The 11319-nt window shown below is 67.8% G+C and carries 12 protein-coding genes; 8 read left to right on the top strand and 4 right to left on the bottom strand.

What is annotated here, in order from left to right:
- Position 1: 1 nt before the first annotated feature.
- Positions 2 to 1480, bottom strand: a complete 1479-nt coding sequence (gene gatA / locus ABE454_RS05780) for an Asp-tRNA(Asn)/Glu-tRNA(Gln) amidotransferase subunit GatA (protein ID WP_346529914.1) — start codon at positions 1478 to 1480, stop codon at positions 2 to 4.
- Positions 1481 to 1483: 3 nt separating this feature from the next.
- Positions 1484 to 1771, bottom strand: coding sequence for an Asp-tRNA(Asn)/Glu-tRNA(Gln) amidotransferase subunit GatC (gene gatC / locus ABE454_RS05785; protein WP_003167060.1), 288 nt, complete (start codon positions 1769 to 1771; stop codon positions 1484 to 1486).
- A gap of 170 nt (positions 1772 to 1941) precedes the next feature.
- Between gatC and ABE454_RS05790 the strand changes: the two genes are divergently transcribed.
- The 7 genes from ABE454_RS05790 (at position 1942) to dprA (ending at position 7871) form a co-directional block, all read left to right on the top strand.
- Entirely contained in the window at positions 1942 to 2241 is a 300-nt protein-coding gene (locus tag ABE454_RS05790; protein WP_346529916.1) for a DNA-binding protein, read from the top strand.
- Between the two features lie 200 nt (positions 2242 to 2441).
- Complete coding sequence (gene ruvX, locus ABE454_RS05795; protein WP_346529918.1) at positions 2442 to 2906, top strand: Holliday junction resolvase RuvX; 465 nt, start codon at positions 2442 to 2444, stop codon at positions 2904 to 2906.
- A gap of 1 nt (position 2907) precedes the next feature.
- Positions 2908 to 3831, top strand: coding sequence for an AEC family transporter (locus tag ABE454_RS05800; RefSeq protein WP_346529921.1), 924 nt, complete (start codon positions 2908 to 2910; stop codon positions 3829 to 3831).
- A gap of 23 nt (positions 3832 to 3854) precedes the next feature.
- Positions 3855 to 4838, top strand: coding sequence for an aspartate carbamoyltransferase catalytic subunit (locus ABE454_RS05805; RefSeq protein WP_346529923.1), 984 nt, complete (start codon positions 3855 to 3857; stop codon positions 4836 to 4838).
- A complete protein-coding gene (gene pyrC / locus ABE454_RS05810; protein WP_346529925.1) occupies positions 4835 to 6133 on the top strand; it encodes a dihydroorotase in 1299 nt (432 codons plus the stop codon). The genes ABE454_RS05805 and pyrC overlap by 4 nt, the downstream gene beginning before the upstream one ends.
- Before the next feature lie 14 nt (positions 6134 to 6147).
- Positions 6148 to 6786 (top strand): glycerol-3-phosphate 1-O-acyltransferase PlsY, encoded by a 639-nt coding sequence (plsY, locus tag ABE454_RS05815; RefSeq protein WP_346529927.1) that lies wholly within the window; start codon positions 6148 to 6150, stop codon positions 6784 to 6786.
- Positions 6783 to 7871, top strand: a complete 1089-nt coding sequence (dprA, locus tag ABE454_RS05820) for a DNA-processing protein DprA (protein WP_346529929.1) — start codon at positions 6783 to 6785, stop codon at positions 7869 to 7871. The genes plsY and dprA overlap by 4 nt, the downstream gene beginning before the upstream one ends.
- Here the strand turns inward: dprA and ABE454_RS05825 are convergent.
- A complete protein-coding gene (locus ABE454_RS05825; protein ID WP_346529931.1) occupies positions 7868 to 8053 on the bottom strand; it encodes a hypothetical protein in 186 nt (61 codons plus the stop codon). The genes dprA and ABE454_RS05825 overlap by 4 nt on opposite strands.
- 152 nt (positions 8054 to 8205) lie before the next feature.
- Between ABE454_RS05825 and topA the strand changes: the two genes are divergently transcribed.
- Positions 8206 to 10839 (top strand): type I DNA topoisomerase, encoded by a 2634-nt coding sequence (gene topA, locus ABE454_RS05830; RefSeq protein ID WP_346529933.1) that lies wholly within the window; start codon positions 8206 to 8208, stop codon positions 10837 to 10839.
- A 93-nt stretch (positions 10840 to 10932) separates the two neighbouring features.
- On the opposite strand, the gene ABE454_RS05835 is transcribed toward topA, so the two are convergent.
- Complete coding sequence (locus tag ABE454_RS05835) at positions 10933 to 11304, bottom strand: hypothetical protein (protein ID WP_346529937.1); 372 nt, start codon at positions 11302 to 11304, stop codon at positions 10933 to 10935.
- Between the last annotated feature and the right edge of the window lie 15 nt (positions 11305 to 11319).

Below are 11319 nucleotides of genomic sequence, written 5' to 3' on the forward strand. Positions count from 1 at the left end.
CTCACCACCAACGGTCCGGCTTGGCGACGAAGCCCGCCGCGTCTTCGAGGGCGCCCGCGACCTGGAAGACGGTCGCTTCATCCAGGGCCTTGCCGATGACCTGCAGGCCGAGCGGCAGACCCTCGCTGTTCAGTCCGGCAGGCACCGAAATGCCCGGCAGACCGGCCAGATTGGTCGTCACCGTGAAGACGTCGTTCAGATACATGGTCAGGGGGTCGATCTGCTTGTCGCCCAGCTTGAACGCCGCGGTCGGGGTCGACGGCGTCAGGATGGCGTCCACCTTGCCCCAGACATTGTCGAAGTCCTCGGCGATGCGGCGACGCACCTTCAGCGCCTTGACGTAATAGGCGTCGTAGAAGCCCGCCGACAGCACATAGGCGCCGATGGTCAGGCGGCGCTGGACCTCCTTGCCGAAGCCCTCGGCGCGCGAGGCGGCGTAGAGGTCGTCCAGCGACGAGAAGTCCTCAGCGCGATGGCCGAAGCGCATGCCGTCATAGCGCGCCAGGTTCGACGACGCCTCGGCCGGAGCCACGATGTAATAGGTCGGCAGGGCGTATTTGGTGTGCAGCAGGCTGATCTCGACGATCTCGCAACCGGCGGCCTTCAGCCACTCGACGCCCTGCTCCCACAGCGCCTTGATCTCTTCGGACATGCCGTCGATCAGATATTCAGCGGGCACGCCGATGCGCAGGCCCTTGACCGACTGGCCGACCGACTGGGTCCAGTCGGGGGTCGGGACGTCGAGGCTGGTCGAGTCCTTGGCGTCAAACGAGCACATCGACTTCAGCAGCAGGGCGGCGTCCTTCACCGTCTTGGTGATCGGCCCGGCCTGATCCAGCGACGAGGCGAAGGCCACCATGCCGAAGCGGCTGGCGCGGCCGTAGGTCGGCTTGATGCCCACCGTGCCGGTGAAGGCGGCGGGCTGGCGGATCGAGCCGCCGGTGTCCGAGGCCGTCGCGGCCAGACACAGGTCAGAAGCCACGGCCGAGGCCGAGCCGCCCGACGAGCCGCCCGGCGTCAGTTCGGCGTCCGAACCCTTGGCTTTCCACGGGTTCTTCACCGGACCGAAGGCCGAGGTTTCATTGGCCGAGCCCATCGCGAACTCGTCCATGTTCAGCTTGCCCAGCATGACCGCGCCGTCGCGCCACAGATTGGCGGTGACGGTGGATTCATACGGCGGCACGAAGCCGCGCAGCATGTTGGAGGCGGCGGTCGTCTGCACGCCTTCGGTACAGAACAGATCCTTGATCCCCAGCGGCGCGCCTTCCAGCGCCCCGCCCTCGCCCTTGGCCAGCTTGGCGTCAGAGGCGCGCGCCTGTGCCAGCGCCTTGTCCGCCGTCACCTCGATATAGGCGTTCAGCGTCGGGTTGGAGGCCTCGATATTGGTCAGGAAGGCCTGGGTCAGCTCTTCCGACGAGAAGGTCTTGGCCTTCAGGCCGTCGACGGCGTCGACGAGCGTCAGCTTGGTCAGATCGGTCATGATTTACTCCACGACCTTGGGCACGACGAAGAAGCCGTCGGCGGATTTGGGCGCGTTGGACAGGACGTCGGCGACCTTGTCGCCGTCCGTCACCACGTCGTCGCGCAGGCGCAAGGGTTGAGACACGTTGGAGGTCATCGGCTCGACGCCCTGCACGTCCACCTCGTCCAGCTGTTCGATCCACTGCAGGATGCCGTTCAGCTCCTGGGCCAGCGGCTCCAGGCGGTCCTCGGGGGTCTTGATGCGGGCGAGATGCGCAACCTTGCGCACCGTCGCGGCGTCGATGGCCATGCGGCCCTCCAAAGCATGAGAGTCTGAGGGGGCGGGATTAGCGTTTCAACGCCGCTTCGACAAGGATTGTGCGCCGCCCTTGATCCAGCTTGACCATGGCGACCAAAGGTCCCCTATCCTGATGCTCCGCCTGCCGCGACTATGAAGGCCCGCCCCAAGGAGACCCGACGATGAAGATCACCGGCCCCCAAGCCCGCGCCGCCCGCGCCCTGGTGCAATGGCCGCGCGACCATGTGGCCCGCCTGTCCGGCCTGACGGTCGACATCCTGGCCGACTTCGAACGCGAGAACGTCGACCCCGGCGATGAGGCCCGCAGCCGCCTTCAGGCCGCGCTGGAAGAAGGCGGCGCCGTGTTCCTGAATGAAGAGGACGGCGGTCTGGGCGTACGGCTGAAGTTCACGCGCAAGGAAGTCCGCTCGATCCGCCGCATGGAGAATGAAGGCGGACCGGTCGGGGACGATGACGTGTGAGTCACTCCCCCTCACCGCTCATCCCGGCGGACGCCGGGACCGAGTGCTTTGGCTTCAAGGCAGAAACCTTGACCGCATTGCGCCATAGTCGCGGACCGGCGTGCGCGCGGCTCTTACTGGGTCTCGGCGTCCGCCGGGATGAGCGGAGGTAAAGGACCGCGCGCTTTGACACGCGCCCCCGCAGGGCCTAACGCGCCCTCGTGCCTGTCTTTGACCTTTCCGAACTGTCCGCCGCCTGCCCGCCCAACACCCCGTGGCTGGGTCTGGATCTGGGCGAGAACACCATCGGCGTCAGCGTGTCTGACACCGGACGCATCATCGCCAGTCCGCTGGAGCTGATCCGCAAGACCAAGTTCAGCAAGGACGCCGAACAGCTGTTCAGGATCATGGACGGCCGCAAGGTCTCAGCCCTCGTCATCGGCCTGCCGCTGAACATGGACGGCACCGAGGGCCCCCGCGCCCAGTCGTGCCGCGCCTTCGCCCGCAATCTGGAGCGGTTCCGCCCCGTCAACGTCGCCTTTCAGGACGAGCGGCTGTCGACCACCGCCGTCGAGCGCTTCCTGATCGACGAACTGGACCTGACCCGAAAGCGCCGCGCCGATGTGGTCGACCGCACCGCCGCCGCATGGATCCTGCAAGGCGCGCTGGACCGGCTGCGCGGCTGAGATGACGGCCATTCTCGCGGGCGTCCTGCCGGTCTTCCTGCTGCTGGCGCTCGGCTATGGGCTGAAGAAGTCGGACTATCTGCCCGACGCCGCCTGGCGGCCGATCGAGAAGCTGGCCATCAATGTCCTTTATCCGGGCTTCCTGATCCCGGCGATCTGGAATGCGGACCTGTCGGGCTCGGCTGCAGGCGCGGCAGGCGCCGCCGCTGTCACAGTCTCGATCATCATCTCGGCCCTGACCCTGCTGTCCAAGCCGCTGCTGCCTCTCAGCGGCCCGGCCTACACCAGCGTCTTTCAGGGCATGATCCGCTGGAACAGCTTCGTCTTCCTGCCGGTGGCGCAGGCGACCTTCGGGCCGGCGGGCGTGGGCCTGGCCGCCGTGGTCATCGCCGCCATGATCCCGGTCAGCAACATCCTCAGCGTCATCGTCCTGTCCAAATGGGGCGCGGGCCAGCACGGCGCCTCGCCCAAAGCCCTGTTCCGAGCGATGATGTCCAACCCCATCCTGCTGGCCTGTCTGCTGGGGCTGGCGCTGAACTTCTCGGGCGCGCCGCAGCCGCCGGGGGTGAGCGAGACGCTGCAGCTGCTGGGATCGGCCGCCCTGCCGCTGGGCCTGATCGTGGCGGGCGCGGGCCTCAGCTTCCGCGAACTGGCCCGCACCCGCGTCACGGTCGGCGCCGTGGTCGTGGTCAAGATGATCGTGACGCCGCTGGCCATGTGGCAGCTGGCGCGCCTGTATGGCGGCGATGAACTGGCGCAGGGAATCGCCCTGCTGTGCGGCGCGGCGCCCGGCGCCGCCTCGGCCTATGTGCTGGCGCGTCAGATGGGCGGAGACGCGCCCTTGATGGCCGGGATCATCGCGGCGACGACAGTATTCTCGGTCATCGGCATCCCTGCGGCCCTGCTGCTATTCCATCTGGCCTGAGTCCCGCCTATAGCGGCGTCTCAATGACCCACGCAGCGCCTGTCACCGATCTCATCAAGGAACGGCTGACGCCGTTTCCTCGCGACCATTTCCTCGCCGCCGGAGATCTCCATCCGCCGGCCGCCTTGGCCTTGCTGGACCTGGCCGACGCCTTCGTCGACTTCAACAGGCAATCAGCCAAGGGCGTGGACCTGATGCGCGGCCAGACGGTCGTGAACCTGTTCTTCGAGAACTCGACGCGGACCAGTTCCTCCTTCGAGATCGCGGCCAAGCGTCTGGGCGCCGACGTCGTGACCATGCCGGTCGCCTCTTCCTCGGTGAAGAAGGGCGAGACGCTGATCGACACGGCGGTGACGCTGAACGCCATGAAGCCGGAGATTCTGGTCGTGCGTCACGCCTCTTCCGGCGCGGTGGACCTGTTGTCGCAGAAGGTCGGCTGCGCCGTGGTCAACGCCGGCGACGGGCGACATGAGCACCCGACGCAGGCCCTTCTGGACCTGCTGTCCCTGCGCCGCGCTTTCGGCGACGTGGGCGGACTGACCGTGGCCATCTGCGGCGACATCGCCCACAGCCGCGTGGCGCGCTCGAACGTCGCCCTGCTGCAGATGATGGGCGCGCGGGTGCGGTTGATCGGGCCGCCGACGCTGGTGCCCGGCGACGCCGACCGCTGGGGCTGTGAAGTCTTCCACGACATGAAGGAGGGTCTGGCTGGTTGCGACGTGGTGATGATGCTGCGCCTTCAGCTGGAGCGGATGGCGGGCGCCCTGATCCCCTCGACGCGCGAGTATTTCCGCTTCTGGGGTCTGGACCGCGAAAAGCTGGCCTGGGCCGCGCCGGGCGCCAGGGTCATGCACCCCGGCCCGATGAACCGGGGCGTGGAGATCGATTCCGACGTAGCCGACGATCTGAGCGTCTCCCTGATCCAGGATCAGGTCGAGATGGGCGTCGCCGCCCGCATGGCCGTTCTGGCCGCCCTCGCCCACCGCCGCGCGGGAGGCGCCGCATGACCGCCGCTCAACAGCCCATCGCTATCATCAACGCCCGCCTGCTGGACCCGGCCAGCGACTATGACGGCCCCGGCGCGGTCCTGATCGAGAACGGCCGCATCGTCGAGGTCATCCACGGACAGGCGACCCAACGCCCCGAGGGCGTGCAGATCATCGACGCCGAGGGCCGATGCCTGGCGCCCGGCCTGATCGACATCCGGGTCAAGACCGGCGAGCCGGGCAACGAGCCCAAGGAGACGCTGAAGTCGGCCAGCCTGTCGGCGGCGACGGGCGGCGTCACCACCATCGTCGTCCAGCCCGACACCGACCCGGCTATCGACGACCCGGCCATGATCGACCACATCCAGCGACGCGGCGCCGCGCTGGATCTCGTCCACGTCCGCGCGGCGGGCGCGGCCACGCAGGCGCGCGACGGCGAGCGCATGGCCGAGATCGGCCTGATGCATGAAGCGGGCGCCCTGTATTTCACCGACGGCGACCGGGTGATCAGCAACACCCGCACCCTGCAACGGGTGATGTCCTACGCCGCCTCGTTCAACGCCCTGATCGCCTGCCGCCCGACCGAGCCGTGGCTGTCGGAGGGCGCGGTCGCGACCTCGGGCGAACTGGCGACGCGGCTGGGCCTGTCGGGCGCGCCCGTCATCGCCGAGCGCATCCAGCTGGAGCGCGATCTGGCTCTGGTCGAACAGACCGGCGCGCGCTTCCTGATCGACCAGATCTCGACCGAAGGCGCGCTGGAGACGCTGGCCCGCGCCCGTGCGCGTGGGCTGGAGGTCGCGGCCTCGGCCTCGATCAACCACCTGTGCTTCAACGAAATCGACATCGGCGATTACCGCACCTTCTACCGGCTGGACCCGCCCCTGCGCGCCGAGAGCGACCGGCAGGCCCTGATCGAAGCGGTGCGCGACGGCCTGATCGACGTCATCACCTCGGCCCACTGTCCCGAACCGGCCGAGAACAAGCGCCGTCCCTTCGCCGAGGCCGAGCCGGGCGCCGTGGGTCTGGAGACCCTGCTGCCCGCCGCCCTGACGCTGCATCACGAATACGGCGTCGACCTGCTGGACGTGCTACGTCCGCTGACGCAGGGCCCGGCCGCCCTGCTGGGGCTGGAGGCCGGTGAGCTGTCGCAAGGCGCGCCCGCTGATCTGGTGCTGTTCGACGCCGGGGCGCCTGTGGTGATCGACGCCGCGTCGCTGCGCTCCAAGTCGAAGAATTCGCCATTTGACGGACGTCGCCTGCAAGGCAAGGTCTTGCTCACCGTCGTTTCGGGCCGCATCGTCCACGACGCACGTTAAGGGGAGCGAATCACTTGCACGATCTGACGGGGCCGGCGCTCCTTACGCTCGGGCTTGTGGCTGTCGGCGGATATCTGCTGGGCTCCATTCCGTTCGGCGTGGTCCTGACCCGCGCGGCGGGCGCGGGCGACGTGCGCAACATCGGCTCTGGCAATATCGGCGCGACCAATGTCCTGCGCACCGGGCGCAAGGATCTGGCCATCGCCACCCTGATCCTGGACGCGGGCAAGGGCGCGGTCGCCCTGTTGATCGCGCGGCATCTGCTGGGAACCGACGCGGCAGCCGCCATCGCCGGCGGCGCTGCCTTCCTCGGCCACCTCTTCCCCGTCTGGCTGGGGTTCAAGGGCGGCAAGGGTGTGGCGACCTTCTTCGGCCTGATCCTGGCGGCGTGCTGGCCTCTGGGCCTGCTGGCGGCGGCGACATGGCTGATCATGGCCTTCGCCCTGCGCTATTCCTCGCTGGCGGCTCTGGTCGCGGCGGCGCTGACGCCGCTCTACGCCCTGCTGCCCCTGCCCGCGCTGGGCCTGCCCGCGCCGCAGCCTATTTTCATCATGGCGGTCTTCACCGCCGTCCTGATCTTCATCCGCCACCATGAGAACATCGGCCGCCTGCTGAAAGGCGCCGAGCCCAAGATCGGGGCGAAGAAGGCGTGACGACCCTGTCGGAGGCCGAGCGTTTCGCCCGCCTCCGGCTCGCCCGGACCGACCGCGTCGGCCCTGTGGCCTTTTCCCAGCTGTTGCAGCGATTCGGTTCGGCCGAGCGCGCGCTGGACGCCCTGCCCGACCTGATCCGCAGCCGGGGACGCAGCGGCTATTCCATCCCGGCGCCCGAAGCCGTCGAGGCCGAACTGGAGGCCGGCGCCCGTATCGGCGCGCGGCTGATCCTGTGGGGCGAGGCCGCCTATCCCGAAGCCCTGGCCGCCGTCGATCCGCCACCGCCCCTGCTGTGGACGCTGGGCGATCCGGCGCTGATGCAGCAGCCCTGCATGGCCATCGTCGGCGCGCGCATCGCCTCGGCTGGCGGCCAGAGGATCGCGCGCGGACTGGCCCAGCAGCTGGGCGAAGGCGGTCATGTCGTCGTCTCGGGGCTGGCGCGCGGCATCGACGCGGCGGCCCATCTGGGCGCCCTCGAAACCGGCACGGTCGCGGTTCTGGGCGGCGGCGTGGATGACATCTATCCGTCCGACAACGCCGACCTGTATCGCCAGATCGCCCAGCGCGGCTGCATCGTCTCCGAAAGCCCCATCAGCGCCCGGGCGCAGGCGCGCGACTTCCCGCGGCGCAACCGCATCATCTCGGGCCTGTCGCGCGGCGTGGTGGTGGTCGAGGCCGAAATCCGATCAGGCTCCCTGATCACCGCCCGGCTGGCCGGAGAACAGGGGCGCGACGTCTTCGCCGTGCCGGGCTCGCCGCTGGACCCGCGCTCCAAGGGGCCGAACGAATTGCTGCGTCAGGGCGCCATCCTGTGCGAAGGGATCGAGGACATAGAGCGCACCTACGCCGCCCTGCGCACCCTGTGCGAGCCGCCTGCTGATTCGCCGTTCAACGCCGGATCGCCCGATCAGATCGACGATGCCGTGCTGGATCGTATCGAATCCCTGCTGTCGCCGACGCCCATCGCCCGTGACGAACTGGCGCGCGCCGCCCGTCTGTCGATCGCGGAAACGGCCGCCGCCCTGCTGGAGCTTCATCTGGCAGGACGGGCGACCCTGCTGCCCGGCGGACTGGCGTCAGTCTAGGCGGGGGCGGTGCGACGCGCCATGTCCGCCGCGTTTTCCAGCAGTCCGGCCAGTCTCTCATCCCCGTCCCAGCGCGCCATTCCGGCCAGTTCAGCCGCCATGGCGGCCACATACTCGCGGACCGGATAGTCCGTCAGATCGGGGCTCGTCGGCTTTCTGCTTTGTTGCGTGGTCTTGTTCATCGTCAACCCTCCCGGGAACGCCTGAGAGGAACATAACCAGAGGTGGTTTGTAAACTAGCGTTACTCGGAAAGGTTGCCATTATAAATTGCGCCGATTGACTTCCGCGCTCGCCGCAACCACGTTCGCGCCCCGTTTTCCCCGATTGAGCGCCATGAATCTCGTTATCGTCGAGAGCCCCGCCAAGGCCAAGACCATCAATAAATACCTGGGCTCGGACTATAAGGTTCTGGCTTCCTACGGCCACGTCCGCGACCTGCCGTCCAAGGACGGCTCGGTGCTGCCCGACGATGACTTCGCCATGCACTGGGAGGTCGACGCCAAGGCCTCCAAGCGCCTGTCCGAGATAGCCGAGGCCGCCAAGGCCGCCGACCGCGTCATTCTCGCGACCGACCCCGACCGCGAGGGCGAGGCGATCAGCTGGCACGTTCTGGAGATCCTGAACAAGAAGAAGGCGCTGAAGGACACGGACGTCCAGCGCGTCACCTTCAACGCCATCACCAAGTCCGCCGTGCTGGAGGCCATGGCCAACCCGCGCCAGCTGGATATGGAGCTGGTGGACGCCTATCTGGCGCGCCGGGCGCTGGACTATCTGGTGGGCTTCAACCTGTCGCCGGTGCTGTGGCGCAAGCTGCCGGGCGCCCGCTCGGCTGGGCGGGTGCAGTCGGTCGCCCTGCGCATCGTCGTCGATCGCGAGATGGAGATCGAGAAGTTCAAGGCCCAGGAATACTGGTCGGTCGAGGCCGATCTGATCGCCGACAGCCCGCCCTTCACCGCCCGTCTGGTCAAGCATGAAGGCAAACGCGTCCAGCGTCTGGACATCGTGTCCGAAGCGATGGCCATGGCCGCGCGCGAGGCCGTCCACAGCGGCGACTTCACCATCAAGTCGGTCGAGAAGAAGCCGGCCAAGCGGTCCCCCGCCCCGCCCTTCACCACCTCGACCCTGCAGCAGGAAGCCGCGCGCAAGCTGGGCTTCACCGCCCAGCGCACCATGCAGGCGGCGCAGAAGCTGTATGAGGGCGTCGACGACACCGGCGGCCTGATCACCTACATGCGGACCGACGGCGTCTATGTGACGCCCGAGGGCATCGCCCAGGCGCGCGAGGCCATCGGCCAGCGCTTCGGCCCCGCCTATGTCCCGGCCGAGCCGCGCTACTACAAGACCAAGGCCAAGAACGCCCAGGAAGCGCACGAAGCCATTCGTCCGACCAACATCCTGCGCAGCCCCGACACCCTGCGCCTCGAGAACGATCTGCAGCGTCTGTATGAGCTGATCTGGAAGCGGATGATCGCCTCGCAGATGGAATCGGCACGTCTGGACCGCACTACGGTCGAGATCGAGACGCCCGACGGCCAGACGGGCCTTCGCGCCACAGGTCAGGTCGTGGTCTTCGACGGTTTCATCGCCGCCTATGAAGAAGGCCGCGACGAAAAACAGAAAGGCGCCGAGGACGAGGAAGACGAAGGCGGCCGCCTGCCCGCGCTGAAGGAAGGCGCCAAGGCCAAGGTCGAGGCGATCCGCACCGACCAGCACTTCACCGAACCGCCGCCGCGCTTCTCGGAAGCCACCCTGGTCAAGAAGCTGGAAGAACTGGGCATCGGCCGCCCGTCGACCTACGCCTCCATCCTGACGACCCTGCGCGACCGCGAATACGTCCGCATGGACAAGAACCGCTTCTATCCAGAGGACAAGGGACGGCTGGTCACGGCCTTCCTGGAGCAGTTCTTCGCCAAATGGGTCGAATACGACTTCACCGCCGCGCTGGAGACCCAGCTGGATGAGGTGTCGGCGGGGGATCTGGACTGGAAGGCGCTGCTGCGTCAGTTCTGGGACGACTTCCATGCCGCGACCCAGGCTGCGGGCGAGCTGCGCACCACGGCCATCCTCGATCACCTGAACGAGGCGCTGGGCGCCCACATCTTCCCGGACAAGGGCGACGGCTCCAACCCGCGCGAATGCCCGGTCTGCCACGAAGGGCAACTCAGCCTGAAGACCAGCCGTTTCGGCGCCTTCATCGGCTGTTCGCGCTATCCTGAATGCAAATACACCCGCCCGGTGGCCTCGCCCGATGCGGCCGACGGCGGCGCGGAGAGCGGCGATCGCGAACTGGGCGTCGATCCGGCGACCGGCCAGCCCGTGCATCTGAAGATCGGGCGCTTCGGCCCCTATGTCGAAACCACGCCGCCGGACGCGGACAAGCCCAAGCGCTCGTCCCTGCCCAAGGGCTGGTCCCCGGCTTCGATTGATCTGGAGAAGGCGCTGCGCCTGCTCAGCCTGCCGCGCGACGTGGGTCCGCACCCCGAAGACGGAAAGATGATCACCGCCAGCCTGGGCCGCTATGGCCCGTTCGTGGCGCACGCGGGCACCTACGCCAACGTCGCGGATATCGAGGAAGTGTTCGACGTCGGCCTGAACCGCGCTGTGGCCCTGCTGGCTGAAAAGCGCGCAGGTCGTGCAGGCCGCGCCTCGGCCGCTGCTTCGCTGAAAGAGCTGGGCGCCCACCCGGAAACGGGCGAGGCCGTTCAGGTCATGGCCGGTCGCTACGGCCCCTACGTCAAGTCGGGCAAGATCAACGCCACCTTGCCCAAGGGCACGGCGCCCGAAGACATGACGATGGAGGCCGCCCTGCCTCTGCTGGCCGCCAAGGCCGGCGCCGCGCCCAAGAAGAAGGCGCCCGCCAAGAAGGCCGCTGCGAAGAAGCCTGCGGCGAAGAAGGAGCCCGCCGCCAAGAAACCGGCCGCGAAAAAGGCTCCTGCCAAGAAGGCCAAGGCTGCAGACGCTGAATAAAACAAAGCGCCCTCGTTCTCACGAACGGGGGCGTTTTTCTGATCCCCAAATACCGCTCATCCCGGGGTCCGCCGGGATGAGCGGGCGCTTAATCTACCGCCCCGCCACCAGCTCATTGCGGACACGGCGGCCCAGAGGGTCGCGTCCGGGCCAGCTCTCGCCTACGGACGCCTCAATATAGGGGGTGCAGAAGCGCGAGATGATCATGCGCGGGCGAATCTCGTTCAGACAAACCCTGTCGCCCTCGCGCGCCCAGCGGGCGGTCAGGCGGCGTCCATCGGAAAACAGCGCGCGATAGGCGCCGTCGCGGTCGAACCAGTGCTTGACCCAGTCGCCGTCGGGATAGTGGGAAACGACTGTATTTCCAAAGGCCGCCTGCATGGCGTCGACACCCCGTCCGCGATCCGACGCCTGTGCGCCCAGCGGCGCGGCAAACATCAGCGCGATCAATACGGCAGCGCGCATTCGACATCCTTCTCC

The sequence above is a fragment of the Brevundimonas diminuta genome, from assembly GCF_039673845.1.
Lineage (GTDB): Bacteria > Pseudomonadota > Alphaproteobacteria > Caulobacterales > Caulobacteraceae > Brevundimonas > Brevundimonas diminuta_E.